This is a genomic window from Pseudomonas sp. EYE_354 (assembly GCF_023148575.1).
Classification (GTDB): Bacteria; Pseudomonadota; Gammaproteobacteria; order Pseudomonadales; family Pseudomonadaceae; genus Aquipseudomonas.
On sequence record NZ_JAHXNQ010000008.1, the window covers coordinates 138,444 to 159,194 of the forward strand.

Annotated in this window: 17 protein-coding genes; 10 read left to right on the top strand and 7 right to left on the bottom strand. The window is 59.4% G+C overall.

Annotation, left to right across the window (positions count from 1 at the left end):
• The first annotated feature begins 148 nt into the window (after nucleotides 1-148).
• Nucleotides 149-1,576 carry an exodeoxyribonuclease I gene (sbcB, locus tag KZX66_RS13205; protein ID WP_248079981.1) on the top strand — a complete coding sequence of 476 codons (1,428 nt, stop codon included), beginning with the start codon at nucleotides 149-151 and terminating at the stop codon, nucleotides 1,574-1,576.
• A gap of 91 nt (nucleotides 1,577-1,667) precedes the next feature.
• Here sbcB and mvaT read toward each other — a convergent pair whose 3' ends face one another.
• Entirely contained in the window at nucleotides 1,668-2,042 is a 375-nt protein-coding gene (gene mvaT, locus KZX66_RS13210) for a histone-like nucleoid-structuring protein MvaT (protein ID WP_003175830.1), read from the bottom strand.
• A gap of 346 nt (nucleotides 2,043-2,388) precedes the next feature.
• Between mvaT and purU the strand changes: the two genes are divergently transcribed.
• On the top strand, nucleotides 2,389-3,237 hold the full coding sequence (purU, locus tag KZX66_RS13215) for a formyltetrahydrofolate deformylase (RefSeq protein ID WP_017529236.1): 849 nt from the start codon (nucleotides 2,389-2,391) through the stop codon (nucleotides 3,235-3,237).
• Nucleotides 3,238-3,321: 84 nt separating this feature from the next.
• Nucleotides 3,322-3,492, top strand: a complete 171-nt coding sequence (locus KZX66_RS13220; RefSeq protein WP_248079983.1) for a hypothetical protein — start codon at nucleotides 3,322-3,324, stop codon at nucleotides 3,490-3,492.
• A 13-nt stretch (nucleotides 3,493-3,505) separates the two neighbouring features.
• On the opposite strand, the gene KZX66_RS13225 is transcribed toward KZX66_RS13220, so the two are convergent.
• Nucleotides 3,506-5,395, bottom strand: a complete 1,890-nt coding sequence (locus KZX66_RS13225) for a methyl-accepting chemotaxis protein (protein WP_248079985.1) — start codon at nucleotides 5,393-5,395, stop codon at nucleotides 3,506-3,508.
• A gap of 192 nt (nucleotides 5,396-5,587) precedes the next feature.
• Between KZX66_RS13225 and KZX66_RS13230 the strand changes: the two genes are divergently transcribed.
• On the top strand, nucleotides 5,588-7,066 hold the full coding sequence (locus tag KZX66_RS13230) for a helicase HerA-like domain-containing protein (protein ID WP_248079987.1): 1,479 nt from the start codon (nucleotides 5,588-5,590) through the stop codon (nucleotides 7,064-7,066).
• Between the two features lie 4 nt (nucleotides 7,067-7,070).
• Here KZX66_RS13230 and KZX66_RS13235 read toward each other — a convergent pair whose 3' ends face one another.
• A complete protein-coding gene (locus KZX66_RS13235) occupies nucleotides 7,071-7,526 on the bottom strand; it encodes a DciA family protein (protein WP_248079990.1) in 456 nt (151 codons plus the stop codon).
• A gap of 304 nt (nucleotides 7,527-7,830) precedes the next feature.
• Here KZX66_RS13235 and secA point away from each other — a divergent pair, with 304 nt between their 5' ends.
• The 3 genes from secA (at nucleotide 7,831) to KZX66_RS13250 (ending at nucleotide 12,871) form a co-directional block, all read left to right on the top strand.
• A complete protein-coding gene (gene secA, locus KZX66_RS13240; RefSeq protein WP_248079992.1) occupies nucleotides 7,831-10,566 on the top strand; it encodes a preprotein translocase subunit SecA in 2,736 nt (911 codons plus the stop codon).
• Nucleotides 10,567-10,689: 123 nt separating this feature from the next.
• Entirely contained in the window at nucleotides 10,690-11,907 is a 1,218-nt protein-coding gene (gene argJ, locus KZX66_RS13245) for a bifunctional glutamate N-acetyltransferase/amino-acid acetyltransferase ArgJ (RefSeq protein ID WP_248079994.1), read from the top strand.
• Nucleotides 11,908-11,926: 19 nt separating this feature from the next.
• A complete protein-coding gene (locus tag KZX66_RS13250) occupies nucleotides 11,927-12,871 on the top strand; it encodes a Nudix family hydrolase (RefSeq protein ID WP_248079996.1) in 945 nt (314 codons plus the stop codon).
• A gap of 66 nt (nucleotides 12,872-12,937) precedes the next feature.
• Here KZX66_RS13250 and KZX66_RS13255 read toward each other — a convergent pair whose 3' ends face one another.
• The 3 genes from KZX66_RS13255 to KZX66_RS13265 are packed head-to-tail and all read right to left on the bottom strand — an operon-like array spanning nucleotide 12,938 to nucleotide 16,520.
• The gene (locus KZX66_RS13255) at nucleotides 12,938-13,516 is read right to left on the bottom strand and encodes a cob(I)yrinic acid a,c-diamide adenosyltransferase (protein WP_248079998.1); all 579 of its coding nucleotides are present in this window, start codon (nucleotides 13,514-13,516) and stop codon (nucleotides 12,938-12,940) included.
• Nucleotides 13,517-13,519: 3 nt separating this feature from the next.
• Nucleotides 13,520-15,556: an ATP-binding protein gene (locus KZX66_RS13260; protein ID WP_248080000.1), complete on the bottom strand. Its 2,037-nt coding sequence runs from the start codon at nucleotides 15,554-15,556 to the stop codon at nucleotides 13,520-13,522.
• Nucleotides 15,557-15,602: 46 nt separating this feature from the next.
• Nucleotides 15,603-16,520 carry a putative 2-dehydropantoate 2-reductase gene (locus KZX66_RS13265; protein ID WP_248080002.1) on the bottom strand — a complete coding sequence of 306 codons (918 nt, stop codon included), beginning with the start codon at nucleotides 16,518-16,520 and terminating at the stop codon, nucleotides 15,603-15,605.
• 123 nt (nucleotides 16,521-16,643) lie between these two features.
• Here KZX66_RS13265 and KZX66_RS13270 point away from each other — a divergent pair, with 123 nt between their 5' ends.
• Nucleotides 16,644-17,129 carry a YajQ family cyclic di-GMP-binding protein gene (locus KZX66_RS13270; protein WP_003175814.1) on the top strand — a complete coding sequence of 162 codons (486 nt, stop codon included), beginning with the start codon at nucleotides 16,644-16,646 and terminating at the stop codon, nucleotides 17,127-17,129.
• A gap of 136 nt (nucleotides 17,130-17,265) precedes the next feature.
• Complete coding sequence (locus tag KZX66_RS13275) at nucleotides 17,266-18,108, top strand: mechanosensitive ion channel family protein (RefSeq protein WP_248080004.1); 843 nt, start codon at nucleotides 17,266-17,268, stop codon at nucleotides 18,106-18,108.
• A gap of 192 nt (nucleotides 18,109-18,300) precedes the next feature.
• Here the strand turns inward: KZX66_RS13275 and KZX66_RS13280 are convergent, their stop codons facing one another.
• A complete protein-coding gene (locus KZX66_RS13280) occupies nucleotides 18,301-19,581 on the bottom strand; it encodes an OprD family porin (RefSeq protein ID WP_248080006.1) in 1,281 nt (426 codons plus the stop codon).
• A 743-nt stretch (nucleotides 19,582-20,324) separates the two neighbouring features.
• Between KZX66_RS13280 and KZX66_RS13285 the strand changes: the two genes are divergently transcribed.
• Complete coding sequence (locus KZX66_RS13285; protein ID WP_248080008.1) at nucleotides 20,325-20,750, top strand: HIT domain-containing protein; 426 nt, start codon at nucleotides 20,325-20,327, stop codon at nucleotides 20,748-20,750.
• Nucleotide 20,751: the final 1 nt, after the last annotated feature.

Consider the following 20,751-nt stretch of genomic DNA (forward strand, 5'->3'; position numbering starts at 1 on the left):
GAGCGTTTGGGAGACACGGATGCTAGCAGTGTCGGCGATGGAAGCAACTATTCAAGGTTTTACTGGATATTTATACAGTTAAATTGGCGCTGGCCCCTGGCGCTGTTCAGCGCCTAGACTTTGCCGATCTTTAATACAGGACCCGCTCGTGACCTCTATTTTCTGGTACGACTATGAAACCACCGGCATCAACCCGCGCAGCGATCGACCGCTTCAGGTAGCCGGAATTCGTACCGATCTCGAACTCAACGAGGTCGGCCCGCCGGTCAATCTTTATTGCCAGCCCAGCGATGACATCCTGCCCCATCCCGCCGCCTGTGCGATCACTGGCATTACCCCTGGCATATTGGCGGAAAAAGGCTTGGCAGAAGCTGATTTCATGACCCGTGTGCATGCGGAACTGGCCGCTCCGGGTACCTGTGGTGCCGGCTATAACACCTTGCGCTTTGACGATGAAATGACGCGCTACAGCCTCTATCGCAACTTTTTTGATCCCTATGCGCGCGAGTGGCAGGGCGGTAACAGTCGTTGGGACTTGATCGACGTCGTGCGTACCGCCTACGCCCTGCGCCCCGAAGGTATCGAGTGGCCCCAGCAGGACGGCCGCGTGACGCTCAAGCTGGAGCGTCTGACCGCCGCTAACGCTATCGATCACGGCCAGGCTCACGATGCGCTGTCCGATGTGCGCGCCACGATTGCGTTGGCGCGCCTGGTTCGGGAGAAACAGCCGAAGTTGTACGACTGGCTGTTTCAATTGCGCAGCAAACAGCGAGTGATGGATCAGGTACGCCTGCTGCAACCGATGGTGCATATTTCCGGACGGTTTTCCGCTGAACGTCATTACCTGGGGGTTGTGCTGCCCCTGGCCTGGCACCCGCGCAACCGTAATGCGTTGATAGTCTGCGACCTTGGTCTCGACCCGCAGGCGCTGCTGGATGCGGACGCGCAAACCCTTCGCGACCGCCTGTACACCCGTCGTGACGAACTGGCCGAAGGCGAGCTGCCGGTGCCGCTCAAATTGGTGCACATCAACCGGTGCCCGGTGGTTGCCCCCTTGAATGTGCTGCGTGCCGAAGATCGCCAGCGCCTGGCATTGGACATGGACCTTTATCAGGCGCGGGCGCTGCGGCTAACTGACGCACAAGAACGGTGGCGCGATAAGTTGACGCTCATTTATGCCTCGGAAGATTTTGCGCCGAGTGCAGACCCGGAACAGCAGCTTTACGACGGTTTTATCGGGGATCGCGATCGGCGCTTATGTGAACAAGTCCGCATGGCTGAACCCTCACAATTAGCACGCCAGCAGTGGCCGTTTGATGACTCGCGGTTACCCGAATTATTGTTTCGCTACCGGGCACGTAACTTCCCCGAGACGTTGAATAATGAGGAGCAACAACGCTGGAAACTTTTCTGTCAGCAACGCTTGTCAAATCCTGAATTCGGCGCACCCAATACCCTCGACGCATTTAACCAGGCTGCGCAGAAGTTGGCAGTTAGTGCGACGCCGTTTCAGCGGCGTGTGCTGGCCCAGTGGCAGGAATATGCCAATTCTTTAGCCGCCCGTGTGAATTCATAATCAGAATTGTAAACAGCATAAACGGGCAATAAAAAACGCCAGCAAGCTGGCGTTTTAATGTGTTGCGTATCAGGCGCAGGCCTGGCGAAGCTTAGCCCAGCAGGGTAGCCCAGCCTTCAACCACGTCACCGCCCCACTTGGCTTTCCACTCTTTCAGGGTTTTGTGGTTGCCACCTTTGGTTTCAATCACTTCGCCGTTGTGCGGGTTTTTGTATTGCTTGACTTTGCGAGCACGCTTGGTGCCGGTAGTTTTCACGGCACCACGAGGTGCTTTAACTTTAGACTCTGGATCCAGCAGCGCGATGATGTCACGCAGGGATTTGGAGTATTCACCCATCAGGGTGCGCAGTTTGCCTTCGAATTCCAGCTCGGTTTTCAGTTTGTCGTCTTGGGACAGGTTCTTCAAACGGGCTTGCAGTTCTTTGATAGCTTCTTCGGTGGCACGGTATTCGTTGATCAGAGACATGTGGACTACCTTATGTAGAGCGCTGATTGACAGGACAGTGGCCCAATAATAGTCAGGCAGTTTGCGCAAGTAAACATTTAAGGTCGCATTTATGTGAATTACGTTGAATGTTGTTATCACGCCTAAGCAATCGAGTTAATTACAAGGGCGTTGCGCTTAAGATAATTCACCTGATATTCAGGAGCGCCCTGCGGTGAGGCCGTAAATTCAAATACGAACGGTAAACCATAGGCTGACAAGGGGGATAGCGCGCCCCGGCGATCAGAATAAGCGTTAACGAATACTGCAGTTTTTCTGCGTAATCGCTAGAATGGCGGCCTTTGCGAAGTTCTGGAGTTTCCCCCTAATGCGCACTTTTCGGCTGGTGATTGCTTGCCCGGACCGGGTCGGCATCGTTGCCAAAGTCAGTAACTTTCTGGCCTCCCACAACGGCTGGATCACCGAGGCGAGCCATCACTCGGACAATCTCAGCGGTTGGTTCTTTATGCGTCACGAGATTCGTGCCGACACGCTGCCCTTTGGTCTTGAGGCGTTTCGCGAGGCGTTCGCGCCAATCGCTGAAGAGTTTTCGATGACCTGGCGTATCACCGACACCGAGCAGAAAAAGCGCGTGGTGTTGATGGCCAGCCGCGAATCCCACTGCCTGGCCGATCTGCTGCACCGCTGGCACAGTGATGAGCTGGATTGCGAAATCGCCTGCGTGATTTCCAACCATGACGACCTGCGCAGCATGGTCGAATGGCACGGCATCCCTTACTACCACGTACCGGTCAACCCACAGGACAAGGAGCCGGCGTTCACCGAGGTTTCTCGTCTGGTCAAGCAGCATGAAGCTGATGTGGTGGTGCTGGCGCGCTACATGCAAATCCTGCCGCCGCAGCTGTGCCGCGAGTACGCCGGCAAGGTGATCAACATTCACCACAGCTTTCTGCCCTCGTTTGTCGGTGCAAAGCCATACCACCAGGCCTCCCTGCGTGGCGTGAAGCTGATCGGTGCTACGTGCCATTACGTCACCGAGGAGCTGGACGCCGGTCCAATCATCGAGCAGGACGTGGTGCGCGTGAGCCACAGTGACAGCATCGAAGACATGGTGCGTTTCGGTCGCGATGTGGAGAAGATGGTGCTGGCCCGTGGCCTGCGATATCACTTGGAAGACCGCGTGCTGGTGCACGGCAACAAGACCGTGGTGTTCTGATCGACGGCGGTTGATTGAACAAAGAAGGGCCTGGGCGTTTAATCGCTTCAGGCCCTTTTTTTATCTGCCCATCAGGACAACGCCATGACCGATCCACTTGATAAAGCCACGTCCAAGGCGCCCGCGACCCTGGGAGAAGGCTGTTTGAGCCGGTTTGACCCTGATGAGCTGGACAGTGAGGACGGCACCGAGTTTCCAGGTGCCGCCGAGTTGTGGGCACAGGAGCAGGCCAAACCCGAGACCGCCGCCGACTAAAGCGGCGGCGCCATCAGATGCGGAAGCTGCCCACCAGTTGTTTCAGGCGAGCCGCCTGTTGTTCCAGATCGGTACACGCGCGCAGGGTCGATTGCAGGTTTTCCACACCTTCCTGGTTGAGGGTGTTGATCTCGGTGATGTCGACGTTGATCGACTCCACCACTGAGGTCTGCTCCTCGGTGGCCGTGGCGACCGACTGGTTCATGCCATCGATCTCGCCAATACGCTGAGTGACGCTGTTCAGGCGTTCACCGGCCAGGTTGGCGATACCCACGCTGTCATGGCTGTGACGCTGGCTTTCACTCATGGTGCTGACCGACTCGCGCGCGCCGACTTGCAGCTCTTCGATCATGGTTTGGACTTGCTGCGCCGATTCCTGGGTGCGATGGGCCAGGTTGCGCACTTCATCGGCCACTACCGCAAACCCGCGTCCTGCTTCCCCGGCACGGGCCGCCTCGATCGCCGCGTTGAGCGCCAGCAGGTTGGTTTGCTGGGAAATACTGGTGATGACTTCAAGAATCTGGCCGATATTCACGGTCTTGCTATTAAGCGCTTCAATGTTGCTGCTGGAGGCGCTGATCATCTCGGACAACTGGGTCATGGCCTTGATATTGCGCTCCACCACCTGCTGTCCGTCTTCGGCCAGTTGCCGGGCATCACTGGCCTGACTTGAAGCCTGTGCAGCGTTGCGCGCGATTTCTTGAGCGGCGGCACCCAGTTCGTTGATGGCGGCAGCCACACTGTTGGTGCGGTTGGCCTGCTCGTCGGAGTTGACCATCGACGAGTTGGAGGCGCTGACCACCCGCATTGCCACTTCATTTACCTGTTCGGTGGCCGAGGACACTTCGCGAATGGACGTGTGAATCCGTTCCACGAACCGGTTGAATGCATTGCCCAAAGTGCCGAACTCATCGTGATTCTGGATGGTCAGGCGGCGCGTCAGGTCGCCTTCGCCATCGGCGATGTCTTGCATCGCACGGGTCATCACATGCAGCGGTTGCAACAGGACGCGAATCAGCATGCCGAGCAGGGCGATGATGATGACCACGGCAATGATCGTGGCGATCACCGCCGAGGTGCGGAATTTACTGAGCATCGCATAGGCTTCGGTCTTGTCCACCGATACGCCCAGGTACCAGTTCACCGACGGCAGGCCCTTGATCGGCATAAAGGTGACGATGTTGTCCTTGCCATTGGCTTGGACTTCGCTGAAGTCGCCGCTGATCTTCGGTGTGTTTTTCGGGTACACGTCGGCCAGGGTTTTCATCACCAGGTTTTTGTCCGGGTGCACCAGCACTTTGCCGTCGGCGCTGACCAGGAACGCATACCCCATGCCGCCGAAGTTCAGCGCGCCGATGTTATCCACCAGGGTCTGCAGGCTCAGGTCGCCGCCGACTACGCCGATGCTCTGGCTGCCCTTGGCGCTGGGGGTGGCGATGGAGATGATCAATTGCCCGGTGGCGGCGTCGATGTACGGTTCAGTCAGGGTCGAGCCGTTGCTGCTCTGTGCGCCTTTGTACCAAGGGCGCACGCGCGGGTCGAAGCCGTCCGGCATCTTGGTGTCGGGGCGGATGGTAAACGCGCCTTTGCTGTCGCCCACGTAGGTCGCCATGAACGAAGAGGTGAGCGCTTTCTGTTCCAGCAGGGCGGCAACGGCAGCGGGTTCAGGGTTTATGGCGATGTTTTGTGCGGCGTTTTCCACCAGGATGATGCGCCCGGTGAGCCAGGTCTGGATGTTGCTGGCGGTGACGTCACCCATCTCATGCAGATAGCTGTTGAGGTCGTCGCGAATGGCGTTGCGTTGCAGGTAGTCGTTGTAGAGGGTAAACAACGCGAAAGCCGCGATGACGATAAGGGAGGCCGCAAGCAGGATTTTATGGCTGAAACGCAGATTTTTATTCATAGCTTGAAGGGTCCGCTAAGGTCTTAAATATCCAGCGCGGATCCTTGTGGGACGCGCGCAAGGGGAGCGTCAAAGAAAGTTTGATATTTCCGTTGGTCCCTGTAGGAACTATCTGAGCGTTTTTTAGATTTTGTGGGTCTCACATCTGTTTTATCGACCTGGCGACACGAAAGATTAACCATGGGTGACGAAATGCCTGATTCCACGCAACTCCTTATAGGGGCCGGCCTAGATGGCCAGCCCATCGCCCAGGCCATGCGCCTGGCCAATCGTCACGGGTTGATAGCCGGTGCCACGGGGACGGGCAAGACGGTTACGTTGCAACGCCTGGCCGAAGCCTTCAGTGACGCGGGTGTGGCGGTATTTGCCGCTGACATCAAAGGCGATCTCTGTGGCCTGGGGGCGGCCGCCAACCCGCAGGGCAAGGTGGCCGAGCGTATCGCCGGCATGCCTTTTTTGAACTACACGGCAAAGGCCTATCCGGTGACGCTGTGGGATATCCACGGGCAGTCCGGTCATCCGTTGCGCACCACCATCAGCGAAATGGGCCCGTTATTGCTCGGCAGCTTGCTTGAGCTGACCGACAGTCAGCAGTCGGCGCTTTACGCAGCCTTTAAGGTGGCTGATCGCGAAGGCTTATTGTTGTTGGACCTGAAGGACCTCAAGGCACTGCTCAATCACCTGCGCTATCACCCGGAACTGCTCGGCGAAGACGCCGCATTGATGACCACCGGCTCCAGCCAGGCGCTGTTGCGGCGTCTGGCCGTGTTGGAGCAACAGGGCGCCGAGGCTTTGTTTGGTGAACCGGCCCTGCAACTTGAAGATATCTTGCAGCCCACTGGCGACGGGCGTGGGCGTATTCACTTGCTGGACGCCAGCCGCCTGGTGCACGAGGCGCCGAAGGTCTACGCGACGTTCCTGCTGTGGCTGTTGGCGGAACTGTTCGAGCAGTTGCCGGAGCGCGGCGATGCCGACAAACCCTTGCTGGCGTTGTTTTTCGATGAGGCGCACTTGTTGTTCGCCGATACACCCAAGGCCCTGCAGGATCGCCTGGAGCAAGTGGTGCGGTTGATTCGTTCCAAAGGCGTTGGCGTGTATTTCGTGACCCAATCACCGGGGGACCTGCCGGACAGCGTGCTGGCGCAGCTCGGTTTGCGTATCCAGCATGGCTTGCGGGCATTTACGACTAAAGAACAGAAATCCCTGCGGGCGGTGGCGGACGGGTTTCGGCCAAACCCGGCTTTTGATGCACTGTCGGTGCTGACCGAGTTGGGCACGGGCGAGGCCCTGGTCGGCACCTTGCAAGACAAGGGCACGCCGGAAATCGTCCAGCGCGTGCTGGTGGCGCCGCCGCAATCGCGTATCGGGCCGCTCAGTGAGGCCGAGCGCGCCGGGCTGGTCGCCGGTTCTGCGTTGCAAGGCCGCTATGACAAGCCGATCGATCGCGAGTCGGCCTATGAAGTGCTGATGGCGCGTAAGGAATTGGGCCCGAGCGAAGAGGCCAGGCAGGCCACCGAGGAACCGAGCTTCACTGACAAGGCCGGTGCATTCCTGGGAACTGCAGCCGGCAAGGCGCTCAAGTCAGCCATGCAGCAGGCGGCCAACCAGATGGGGCGGCAATTGGTGCGTGGCTTGTTGGGATCTTTGCTCGGGGGCAGCAAACGCAAGTGATGGTTCAGGGCTTGGGCTTGGCGTGGGCGGCCAGCCGCTCAAGCGCGGCGCGCAGGCCCGGATCGCTGATGCCGTCTGCCGTGGCCTGGATGGTCTCGGCCGCAGTCTCCGACAGGTCCATGGTATGCCCCACCGCGCCTTGCTGGACGGTGGGTGGCTGCACCTTGAACTGGATGCGCGTCAGGCTCGCGAACTCTTCGAACGCCATCAACTGGCGTTGCAGGCGCTTTTGCTGATAGCGCAAACGTGTGGCCCAGTGGCCATCTGTGACAATCAGCAGCAGGTTGCCTTCACGCCAGGACGCCACATGGCAATGTTCACGTGCGGCCGGTTGCAGCTGGCTTTCGAGCAGACGTTGCAAATGGCCCAAGCGTTGCGCATGGCTAAAGATGGCTTTCAACGGCTTGGCTTCGCGAAGCAACACGCTTGGCGCGCGGGCTGTAAGAGGGCGAAATGCCATGATTGGACACCTTAAGTAACAGAGCGGCCATCTTAACAGAAAGCTTCTGCGCAGCCCGTGGCAATGCACCGCCGTGCTTTGCCCGTGAAATCAATAGGTAACTTCTGCACGTCATGGGTTGAAGTTCGCACAAAAGCCCTTATTTTAAACAAGCCCTCTCACTGCCCCATGTCAGCCTCGGGGAACAACGCCACTTTCCTCACCCACGATTCCGGGTAGAATGCGCGTTCGCATGCGGCCGTGAGGGCTGCTCGGGCCACTCACGGTGCGCCCTCCATCCCTATGTGTGGAAGAACCTGCCGATATGTTTGCGCCTTTGTTAAAGAAACTTTTTGGAAGCAAGAATGAGCGCGAAGTCAAACGCATGCTCAAGACGGTGCAGCTGGTCAATGCCTTCGAAGAGCAGATGGTTGCCCTGTCGGACGAGCAATTGCGCGCCAAGACCCAAGAGTTCAAGGCCCGCATAGCCAAAGGTGAAACCCTCGACAAACTGCTGCCTGAAGCCTTCGCGGTCGCCCGTGAAGCCGGTAAGCGCGTGATGGGCATGCGCCACTTCGACGTCCAGTTGATCGGCGGCATGACCTTGCACGAAGGCATGATTGCCGAAATGCGCACCGGTGAGGGCAAGACCCTGGTAGCCACCCTGGGCGTTTACCTCAATGCACTGTCCGGCAAGGGCGTGCACGTTGTCACGGTGAATGACTACCTGGCTCGCCGGGACGCCAACTGGATGCGCCCGCTGTATGAATACCTCGGCCTGACCGTCGGTGTGGTAACGCCGTTCCAGCCGCCGGAAGAGAAGCGTGCCGCCTACGCTTGCGACATTACCTACGGCACCAACAACGAATTCGGTTTCGATTACCTGCGCGACAACATGGCGTTCAGCATGGATGAAAAATTCCAGCGCGAACTCAACTTTGCCGTGATCGACGAAGTCGACTCCATCCTCATCGACGAAGCCCGTACCCCGCTGATCATCTCCGGCCAGGCCGAAGACAGCTCGCGCCTGTACACCGAGATCAACAAGTTGATCCCGCGTCTTGAGCAGCACATCGAGGAAGTGGAAGGCGTGGTGACCAAAGAAGGTCACTTCAGCATCGACGAGAAGACCCGTCAGGTCGAACTCAACGAAGCCGGCCACCAGTTCGTCGAAGACATGCTCACCCAGATCGGCCTGCTGGCTGAAGGCGAGAGCCTGTACTCGGCGCACAACCTGGGCCTGTTGACCCACGTGTACGCGGGGCTGCGCGCCCACAAGCTGTTTCATCGCAACGTCGAATACATCGTGCAGGATGGCCAGGTGGTCCTGGTTGACGAACATACCGGTCGTACCATGCCCGGTCGCCGTCTGTCCGAAGGCCTGCACCAGGCTATCGAAGCCAAGGAAATGCTCAACATCCAGGCCGAAAGCCAGACGTTGGCGTCCACCACCTTCCAGAACTACTTCCGTCTGTACAACAAACTGTCCGGCATGACCGGTACGGCCGACACCGAAGCGTTCGAATTCCACCAGATCTACAACCTGGCCGTAATGGTCATTCCGCCGAACAAGCCGTTGGCGCGTAAAGACTACAACGACCTGGTGTTCCTGACCGCCGAAGAGAAATACGCGGCGATCATCAATGACATCAAGGACGGCCTGGCCCAGGGGCGTCCGATCCTGGTGGGTACCGCCACCATCGAAACGTCCGAGCACGTGTCCAACCTGCTCAACAAGGAAGGCATCGAGCATAAAGTGCTCAACGCCAAGTTCCACGAAAAAGAAGCCGAGATCATCGCCCAGGCCGGTCGCCCAGGCGCATTGACCATCGCCACCAACATGGCCGGTCGTGGTACCGACATCCTGCTGGGCGGCAACTGGGAAGTGGAAGTGGCCTCCCTGGACAACCCGACCCCTGAGCAAATCGCCCAGATCAAGGCCGATTGGCAGAAGCGTCACCAGGCCGTGCTGGAGTCCGGCGGCCTGCAGGTGATCGCCTCCGAGCGTCACGAATCGCGTCGTATCGACAACCAGTTGCGTGGTCGTGCCGGTCGTCAGGGTGACGCCGGTTCCAGCCGCTTCTACCTGTCCCTCGAAGACAGCCTGATGCGCATTTTCGCCTCGGACCGGGTGAAAAACTTCATGAAGGCCCTGGGCATGCAGTCCGGTGAAGCGATCGAGCACCGCATGGTGACCAACGCCATCGAGAAGGCTCAGCGCAAGGTTGAAGGCCGCAACTTCGACATTCGTAAGCAACTGCTCGAGTTCGATGACGTCAACAACGAACAGCGTAAAGTGATCTATCACATGCGTAACACGTTGCTGGCTGCCGACAACATTGGCGAGACCATCGCCGATTTCCGCCAGGACGTACTCAACGCCACCGTCAGCGCACACATTCCGCCGCAGTCGCTGCCGGAACAGTGGGATGTTGCCGGTCTGGAAGCCGCATTGAAGAGCGATTTCGGTGTCGATTTGCCGGTCCAGCAGTGGCTTGACGAAGACGATCACCTGTACGAAGAAACCTTGCGCGAAAAACTGATGGTCGAGCTGTTGGCCGCGTACAACGAGAAAGAAGAGCAAGCGAGTGCCGAAGCACTGCGCACCTTCGAGAAACAAATCGTTCTGCGCGTGCTGGACGACCTGTGGAAAGACCACCTGTCGACCATGGACCACCTGCGTCACGGCATCCACCTGCGTGGCTACGCCCAGAAGAACCCGAAGCAGGAGTACAAGCGCGAGTCGTTCACGCTGTTCTCCGAACTGCTGGATTCGATCAAGCGTGATTCGATTCGTGTGCTGTCCCACGTTCAGGTGCGTCGCGAAGACCCGATCGAGGAAGAGGCTCGTCTGCGTCAGGAAGCCGAGGCACTGGCTGCGCGCATGCAGTTCCAGCACGACGAAGCGCCGGGTCTGGAAGCGCCTGAAGCCTTGGGCGAAGAGGTCGATGTGGCGCTGGCTCAGACCCCGGTTCGCAATGATCAGAAGCTGGGCCGCAACGAACTGTGCTACTGCGGTTCGGGCAAGAAATTCAAGCACTGCCACGGCCAGATCGAATAAGATTTTCGCCTGACGCTGCAACACTCCGCGCCGCGACCGGCTTTTGCCGTCGCGGCGTTTTGCCATTAATTTCACCGTCGATTCCGACGGCACAGACATCACCTATTTTTAAGGAGCGCATTCATGGCTGTTGGTCTTGGTCCTTTGCCCACTTTGCACCCGGTCGCCGGTTTTGAACTCGGTATCGCTTCGGCCGGCATCAAGCGCCCAGGGCGCAAGGATGTGGTGGTGATGCGCTGTGCCGAAGGCTCGACCGTCGCGGGCGTCTTTACCCTCAACGCCTTTTGCGCCGCCCCGGTGATCCTGGCCAAGCAGCGCGTTGCGGGCAATATCCGTTACCTGCTGACCAACACCGGCAATGCCAACGCCGGTACCGGTGAGCCAGGCCTGGTCGCCGCTGCGCGTACCTGCGCCAAGCTGGCCCAGCTGGCCGGCGTGGACGCCAGCCAGGTCCTGCCGTACTCCACCGGTGTCATCGGTGAGCCGCTGCCGGTCGAGAAAATCGAAGGCGCTCTGCAAGCCGCGCTCGACGACCTGTCTGTGGATAACTGGGCCGCCGCCGCCACCGGCATCATGACCACCGACACCCTGCCCAAAGGTGCGAGCCGTCAGTTCGTGCACGACGGCGTGACGGTCACCGTCACCGGCATCAGCAAGGGTGCGGGCATGATTCGCCCGAACATGGCCACCATGCTGGGCTACATCGCCACCGACGCCAAAGTCTCCCGCGATGTGCTGCATAGCCTGATCCTGGACGGCGCCAACAAGTCGTTCAACCGCATCACGATCGATGGCGATACCTCGACCAACGACTGCTGCATGCTGATCGCCACCGGCCAGGCCAACCTGCCGGAAATCACCGAGGCCAGCGGCGCGCTGTTCGCGGCCCTCAAGCAGGCGGTGTTCGAAGTGTGCATGGACGTGGCCCAGGCCATCGTGCGCGACGGCGAAGGCGCGACCAAGTTCGTGACCGTTGAAGTCAACGGCGGTGGTAACCACCAGGAATGCCTGGATGTCGGCTACACCGTGGCGCACTCACCACTGATCAAGACGGCGCTGTTCGCCTCCGACCCGAACTGGGGCCGCATCCTCGCTGCCGTGGGCCGTGCCGGTGTGCCGGACCTGGACGTGAGCAAGATCGACGTGTTCCTGGGTGACGTGTGCATCGCCAGCCGTGGCGCGCGCGCCGAGAGCTACACCGAAGCCCAGGGTTCGGCCGTGATGCAACAGGAAGAAATCACCATCCGCATCGAACTGGGCCGTGGCGAGTGCAGCGAAACCATCTGGACCACCGACCTGTCCCACGAGTACGTGAAGATCAACGCGGAATACCGGACCTGAAGCCTGGAGGAGAAGCGCGGTGAAACGAGTGCATGTAGCTGCAGCAGTGATCCGCGGTGTCGATGGCAGGATTCTGCTGGCACGCCGCGCCGATACCCAGCACCAGGGCTGCCTCTGGGAGTTTCCCGGCGGCAAGGTGGAGGCCGATGAATCGGTCGCCGCGGCCTTGTCCCGCGAATTGCAGGAAGAACTGGGTATTCAGGTCACTACGGCGCGGCCGCTGATCAAGGTGCAACACGACTACCCGGACAAACAGGTGTTACTGGATGTCTGGGAAGTCTCGGCCTTTACCGGCGAGCCGCACGGGGCTGAGGGACAACCCTTGGAGTGGGTGGCGCCTCGGGATCTGATCAACTACGAATTCCCGGCCGCCAACACGCCGATCGTTGCCGCTGCACGTTTGCCTGCCGAGTATCTGATCACCCCTGGCGAGCTGGAGACGCCGACGCTGTTGCGCGGGATTCAAAAGGCCGTCGCCGGTGGCATCAAGCTGATCCAACTGCGCGCCCCCAACGGCTACGACCCTAAATACCGCGATTTGGCGGTGGATGCGGTGGGCCTGTGCGCCGGCAAGGCGCAGTTGATGCTCAAGGGGCCGTTTGAGTGGCTGGGGGACTTTCCTGCAGCGGGCTGGCACATGACGTCGGCCCAATTGCGCAAATACGCGAGCAAAGGTCGGCCATTGCCGAAGGACCGCTGGCTGGCGGCCTCATGCCACAACGCCGAAGAACTTGCGTTGGCAGAGCTGATGGACGTGGATTTTGTCACCCTGTCGCCGGTGCAGCCTACCCAGACCCACCCGGATGCCCAGCCGTTGGGTTGGGAACAGGCGGAGCAGTTGATCCGTGGGTTCAGCAAGCCGGTGTTTCTGTTGGGCGGCGTGGGTCCTGCCGAACGAGACAAAGCCTGGGGGGCAGGAGCCCAGGGCGTGGCGGGTATCAGGGCGTTTTGGCCGCAAGGCTGAGGGTGTTCTGGCGGGCTTTACCGGGGGCTCGCCCCCGCTAAGGCCCTACCATTCACTGAATAACCCTCAGTGTGGCTTCGCCGCCGCTTGCCAAAGCACCTCCGCCACCCCCTGGCGCCGAGCAATCACGCGCGCGGCCACAAACAGCAAGTCCGACAGCCGATTGATATACGCCAGGCCGACCCCTTCCAGCGGCTCCAGCGCGTTGAGGTGCTGACACCGTCTCTCGGCACCACGTGCCAGACTGCGGCACACATGGGCCTGGGCAATCAGCGCTGAACCGCCGGGCAGGATGAAGTTTTCCAGTGAGCCCACTTCTTCGTTCCATCGATCAATCGCGGCTTCCAGCCGATCCACTTCCGCGGCGTTCAGCGCCTTGTACACCGGCATTGCCAACTCACCGCCGAGGTCAAACAGGCGGTGCTGGCAAGGTGTCAGCACTTCAATCACGTCTTTGAGCCCAGGGTGTTTTCCGCTTTGTTCTTCAAGGCCGGCCAGCAGCAGTCCCAGTTGGCTGTTCAACGTATCGACTTCGCCGATGGCCTCCACGCGTGGGTGGTCTTTGGGCACGCGGCGGCCGTCGCCGAGGCCGGTTTCGCCCCCGTCGCCGGTGCGGGTGTAGATTTTCGACAGGCGAAAGCCCATAGATCAGTGCTCCAGTTGGGTCAGTTCGGAGGGCGGCAATTGGCTGCCGGCCAGGGGGATGCGCAGGGTAAAGCAGGTGCCTTGGCCGGGGGTGGAGTGCACCTCCATCTGGCCCTTGTGGTTGTTGGTGATGATGAAATACGACACTGACAACCCAAGCCCGGTGCCCTGACCGATTTCCTTGGTGGTGAAGAACGGTTCGAAGGTGCGCTTGCGCACGTTCTCGCTCATGCCAATGCCGTTGTCTTCCACCTGGATCTCTGCCCACGGCGGGTTGAGGCGAGTGCGCAGGATGATGCGTCCCGGTTCGTGATCGTCTTCGCGCTGATGAATGGCCTGGGCGGCGTTTTTCAGCAGGTTGAGCAACACTTGTTCGAGCTCGTTCGCAGTGCCGGGCACGGGGCCCAGTTGCGGGTCGAACTGGCGGATGATCGCCTGGCCCTTGAAGTCGAAACCGATCGCCAGGTCGAAGTCATTGCCGGCGATTTCCACAGCCTGGTCGATCAGCGCCGGCAAGTCGCACGGCGCCATCTGGCGGTTGCTGCGGCGGCTGAAACTGAGCATGTGGGTGACGATTTTGGCGGCCCGCGCGCCGGCCTGCTGAATGCCGTCGAGCAATTGCGGAACCTCGCGGCCCTCCAGGTAGCGGTTGACCGTTGCCAGCTCAATGCCCGCCTGCTCGGCGTACTCCAGGTTCTTGGGCAAGTCCGCGGACAAGCGTCGACGGATGTTCTGCACGTTATGCAGGATCGCCCCCAGCGGGTTGTTGATCTCGTGGGCCATGCCCGCGGCCAGCCCGCCGACGGAGAGCATTTTTTCCGACTGCACCATCATTTCTTCCAGGGACAGACGCTGGGTGATGTCATCGATGCGGATGACCACGCCACGGCCGGCACCACCCGTCAGCGGATAGAAGGTCAGGGCGTAATGCTTGGGCTCGTCATCCTTGACCCACGTGACGCGTTCGATGCGCTCGACCGTGTGTTGCTCGATCGTGGCCTTGATCTGCGGCAGGTAGGGCTTGAGCGGTTGGAAGGCGAGGTAGATCGGCTGGTTCAGGGCTTCATCCAGGCGCGTACCGGAAAGCGCGCTGGCTTCCTGGTTCCATTGGGTCACGTACAGCTGTTCATCCAGGGCGATCAGCGCTGAGGGCATTGAGTCGATGATGCTGTTGAGGTAGTTCTGGAAACCGGTGAGTTTTTTCTCGATCTTGCTGCGAACCTGGACTTCCAGCTCCAGCTTGCGGTTGGTGTGGCGCGTCTCTTCGGCCAGGCCTTGGGCTTGGTCGTATGCGGCCTGGGAGTCGTCCCGTGCGCGTTTGAGCTGTTGCTCACGGGCTTCGATGCGCGACAGCATGGTGTTGAACGCTTCGGCCAGGCTGCCGATTTCATCGCGGTTGCCACGCCCTGCGCGCAGGGCGTAGTTCTCTTCGCGGGTCACCTGGCGCGACAGCTCTTCCAACTCGTGGATGGGGCGCGTGATCAGGCGTTTGATCTGCCGGGCGATGATCAGCCACAGCAGCACGCTGAAAATCAGGATGCCCAGGCTTGCCGTCAGCGTGCCGGTATAGAAGGCCATCGGCAGTTCACTGCTGGCCACCAGCAGTAAATGTCCGGACGGCTGGCCCGGGCGGGGCAGGGTAATCACTTGGTTGCTGCGAAACTCGGAGACGCGCCACGCTTCGATATGCCGGTAGTTGTCGGGTAATTGCAGACGGTCACCGTGTTGCATCTGGGCCAGGAGATTGCCTTCGCTGTCATAGAGCGCGGCAGCGCGCAGCGGCGAATAGCTGGTCAGCTCGTTGAGCAATGCGTTGGCTTTGGCCGGGGATTCGAGGGCTTCGGCGGCGAGGGCCGGGTTGGACACCAGCCGGCCGATGGCCTGCAACGCCTGGGGCGCCATGCTTTCCTGGGAGATCCAGTAGGCGGCGCTGATAAAGGTGAGATTGGCCACCAGCAATACGGTGGTCAGCAGCACCAACAGGGCGGCCAGCAGTTTCTGCCCTACCGGTAAGTTTTCAAGACGCTGGCGCAGCGGCATCAGGGTTTTCCCAGGTGATAGACAGGCGGGCAGGGTAGCGCGTGCCTCAGTCGCGGGGCAATCCGCGTGCAACCAATAGCTCGATCAAGCGCACCTGCAACTGCTGTAAATGCGGCAGCTTCAAGTGGTGGCGGGCTGCAGCTTGGCAAGCATAGCCCAGCAGGTAGCTGATTTCGGTGCGGCGGGCGTTGGCGACGTCTTGGTACATGGACGAGTAATTGGCGGCGGTGGCGTGGATCACCCGTTCCACGTCCTGTTGCAGACCCTCTGCGGCGGCCGGTTGGCCGCAGCACGCCAACAGTTCGGAGAGTTCGGCACACAGGGTTGCGACTTCGCATTGATGTGCTTGCAGTTCGCCATTGCGGCAGTTGTAAAGCACCGTCAGCGGATTGATCGCGCAATTGAGCGCCAGCTTGCGCCACAGCCGCGTAAGGATGTCGGCGCTCCATTGATGGGGGATGCCAGCGGCGTGCAGGTCGTCCAGCCAGACCGGTGGCGTCGGGTGAGCGGCGTCGCCCAGCCAGGTATGGCCATGGCCGGCAAACACCACGCGCCAGTCACCGTCGCGGAAGGCGCCTTCGGTGCTGGAGGCGAAGATGCAGCGCGCCAGGGGCAGCTGTGCGGCTACCGCATCCTGGCTGCCGAGGCCGTTTTGCAGCAGGATAAGCTCTGCATCCGGCACCAGGCGATGGTGCAGCTGTGCGACAGCGTTTTGCGCGTCGTAGGCTTTGCATGCCACCAGCAGGCGATGGATTGGCTCCGGGCTGTCGGAAGTTTCGCCGGCTACCGCATAGGTGTGCGCCACGCCATGCTCCACCAGGGTCAGGCCTTTGGAGGCCCTGTAGCTGGCCAGGCGCGTATCATCGCGCAGGATCAACCGCACCGGTACGCCGGCGCGAGCCAGGCGCGTGGCCCAGAGCGTGCCCAGGCTGCCGGCGCCGAGAATATGCCAGGGGGTCGACATCAGTTTGTACTCCGAAAGGCCGCCTGCGGTGAACGGGGCGAAAGAACCGCTATAATGCCCCGGCATTTTAGCTCGGGCGCGCTCCATCTCTACTGAGTCCGCCCCTTATATTGGAGAAATCACATGCCTTCGTTCGACGTGGTATCTGAACTGGACAAACACGAAGTCACCAACGCCGTCGAGAACGCCGTCAAGGAACTGGACCGTCGCTATGACCTGAAGGGCAAAGGCAGCTTCGAGTTCAAGGAAAAGGAACTGACCGTCAACCTGACCGCTGAAGCCGATTTCCAGCTGGAAGCGATGATCGAAATCCTCAAGCTGTCGCTGGTCAAGCGCAAGATCGATGCCCAGTGCCTTGAAATCAAAGACGCCTACGCTTCCGGCAAGCTGATGAAGCAGGAAGCCGTGCTCAAGGAAGGCATCGACAAGGAGCTGGCGAAGAAGATCGTCGCCCACATCAAGGATGCCAAACTCAAAGTCCAGGCCGCCATCCAGGGTGAGCAGGTCCGTGTGACCGGTAAGAAGCGCGATGACCTGCAAGAGGCCATTGCGGCCCTGCGCGCCAAGACCTTCGACATGCCGCTGCAGTTCAATAACTTCCGCGACTGATGGCACTTTGCGGAACCCAAGGGCATTTTTGACGTCCCACGCCCCGGAATCCGCGCCTACACTTGAGCCCTACGGGGCTCATTTGCGTTTTTAGGCAGTCAATAAAGCCGCACATCCGCCACACAGGAGAAACCGCATGGATTTAAACGCTGAAATGGATCACTTGATCAAGACTTCACAGTCGTGGATCCCGATGATCATGGAATATGGCAGCCGGGTACTGCTGGCTGTGATCACCCTGGCCATCGGCTGGTGGCTGATCAATGTGTTGACCCACCGCGTAGGCCGCCTGCTGGCTATGCGCAACGCAGACCTGGCGCTGCAGCACTTCATCACCAGCCTTGCGAACATCGCGCTCAAAGTCATGCTGATCGTCAGCGTTGCCTCGATGATCGGCGTGGCCACCACCTCGTTCGTAGCAGCCATCGGTGCCGCTACCCTGGCCATCGGCCTGGCGTTGCAAGGCAGCCTGGCGAATTTCGCCGGTGGCGTGCTGATCCTGCTGTTCCGCCCGTTCCGCATTGGTGACTGGATCGAAGCCCAGGGCACCTCGGGTACTGTCGACAGCATCCAGATCTTCCACACCGTGCTGCGCACCGGCGACAACAAGACGGTGATCGTACCGAACGGCATCCTGTCCAACGGCATCATCACCAACACCAACCGTCAGCCGACCCGCAAAGTGGTATTTGACGTGGGTGTGGACTACGAGGCGGACCTGCAGAAAGCCCGTGAAGTGTTGCTGGAACTGGCAAAAGACCCGCGCGTGCTGACCGACCCGGCTGCGGTGGCGGTGGTGTCGACCCTGGGCGATAGCTCAATCACGGTTTCCCTGCGTTGCTGGACCAACACCCCGGATTATTGGGATGTGGTGTTTATGCTCAATGAACTGGCGCGTGATCGTTTGAAGGCAGCGGGGATTGATATTCCATTTCCGCAGCGTGTTATTCGCGTCATGCAGGAAGCTGCACCGAAGTAACGGGAAGCGTCATGTTTAACTTGGCCGAAAGGTCAGGTTAAACGTGTTGGTTTAATCTCATTAGTTACTTAGCTTGCTAGTTATTATCGGGCGACATGAAACTGCAATAAAAAAGCCGCTCCCTTGCAAACAGGGGAGCGGCTTTTTGTTTAAGGCCGAAGCCTTAAGTCATCGTTGTAATTAAACCGACAATTACAAGATGTTCAGCGGGTAGTTCGCGATCAGACGCAGTTCGTCGATCGAAGGCGAACCGTAGTACACGCCATCGCCGGAGCGGTAGGTCGCTTGACGCAGACGCAGGCTCAGGTTTTTGGCCGGGCCGCTCTGGATCACGTACTTGGCTTCGATGTCGCGTTCCCACTCTTTGCCGTTCGAGGTGGTGGCGGTGTTGGCGCCGCTACCGGTTACGTAACGGGTCATGAAGCTCAGGCCAGGAATGCCGAAGGTCGCCATGTTGATGTCGTAACGAGCCTGGTATGACTTCTCGCCTTCGGCGTTGAAGTCGGAACGGGCAACGGAGTTGGCCAGGAAGATCGAGCCGCCGCCGTCTACGCCGTAGCCGTAGTCGCCGTCGCCAGTGACTTTCTGGGCTGCCAGGGTGAAGGTGTGAGCACCGACGGTGTAGGCGCCCTGCAAGCTGAACGCGCGGTTGTCGAGCTTGGTGGTGCCATCTTTTTCGGCGCGTTGCAGGCCTGCGCCGTCGCTTTTGGTGTCATAGATGTTGAAGTCCAGAGCAAAGGACTGGTCATCGCTCAGCGCGTGGGTCCAGTTCACGTTGCTGTAGTACTTGCGGAAGTAATCTTCAGTCTTCGCGTAGTACAGACTGCCGGTGAGCTCTGGGGTGAACGAGTACACGCCGCCGACAAAGTCGGTCTTGGTCAAGCCCAGGCTGTCATGGAACGTCTGGTTTTGTGCGACGCTGGAAGTGAAGTGACCGCCTTCCAGTTTCAGGCCCTTGATCTCGTTGCTGGTGATCGAGATGCCTTGTGGCAGTTCCGGCAGCAGACGGCTGTCGTCGGAAGCGAACACAGGGGCTGTGGTGTATTGGTCACCGACTTTCAGGACGGTATTGGAGATACGGAACTTAACCGCGCCGCCGCCTTTGGAGTAGTCGTCCTGGGAACGACCGTCAGAACCGGTTGGGAACAGACCGGTACCTGCGCGACCTTTGCCGCTGTCGAGTTTCACGCCCAGCAGGCCGATTACGTCAACACCGACACCGATGGTGCCTTGGGTGAAACCGGACTCATACAGGGCGTTGAAGCCAAGCCCAGTCTCTTCTGCACGGCTCTTGGTGCCAGGGCCCGACGGGTTGTTGCGGAAATCGCGGCTGAAGTACAGCGCGCGAGTATTGATGCTGAAAGTGCTGTCTTCAACAAAGCCCTTGGAGTCGTCCTGGGCGGACGCCATTGCGAACTGCGAGGTGCCTGCTGAAACAGCCAGGGCGATCATGCTCCACTTCATCACGCGCATCGTGATTTGCTCCTTTGGTTTTAGGAAGAGTACTGCCGTCCCACCTGTATTTTTATCTGGGCGGCTCTTTCTTTTTTGTGTCGGCGCAAAGTTATATCACGCCGACGCTATTGACGATACTTACCCATCTTTCCTTTCAGCTTCTTTACGAGGCTGTCGTAAATTGCTAGCTCCCTGTCGCAAATCCACAGTCCACCTGTAACCGGACTGACAACTTCAATGCTGTTTTCAGACCTCTCGCGAAGTTTGAAGCCTTCCGTGAGATGCATTGAAACGCCACTGTTCTTTATCGCGAAACAGAGGCTTCCCAACCGCTGTCGTTGCCGACGATAGCTGTGAGAATGCAACAAGCGCGCCCAAAACGGTAACCGAATGTCATTTTTTCGTGAAAAACATGAAAAGCCTGTAAAAACCGCATAAGCACGGGCTTTTTACGCCGTTTGGTTTGGGCGTGACGCCCGACTGTTACCGCTGTGTGGTGCTGCGAAAAGCCTGTTCTTACGAAAAACGTTACCGGTTCACCCTCTCGGTGGGTAGTTGACGGATCCCTTTGAAGCACAAGTGGGTCATTTTGGTGCATCCCGGTGAGGCCCGAGTTAGCGTAGCTCAAATAGTGAGCTGCATCGAAAGAGGGCAGAATTTTTGCGCAAATGCGCAGACTTCAGTGCAATCGCCGTGAAAGCATGAGGCATTCGACGGTATGCTGGGCCCCAGAATCTGACCTGCCGAATGGAGTGCCCGCGGTGTTCGCCTTAGATCAACGCCTGCAACAAGACACACTGGTCATCGGGGACTTCCCGCTGTGCCGCCTGCTGTTGTCCAACGACTCAAACTACCCCTGGTTCATTCTGGTGCCGCGTATCGACGGTATCAGCGAAGTGTTTGAGCTGGATGTCGCAGATCAACAAACGCTGTGGCAAGAGACGACGGCGCTGGCGCAGTTATTGAATGATGGCTTTGCCGCCGACAAGATGAACATCGGCGCGCTGGGCAATGTCGTCAGCCAGTTGCATGTGCATGTGATCGTACGTAAACGCGATGACGCCGCCTGGCCGGCACCGGTGTGGGGCAAGCATCCGGCGCAGCCGTACACTCAGGCACAAGTCACGGCGATTCTGGCGCGTCTGCGCGAGCTGCCGCTTGCCGGCTTCACTTTTACCCAGGGCTGAA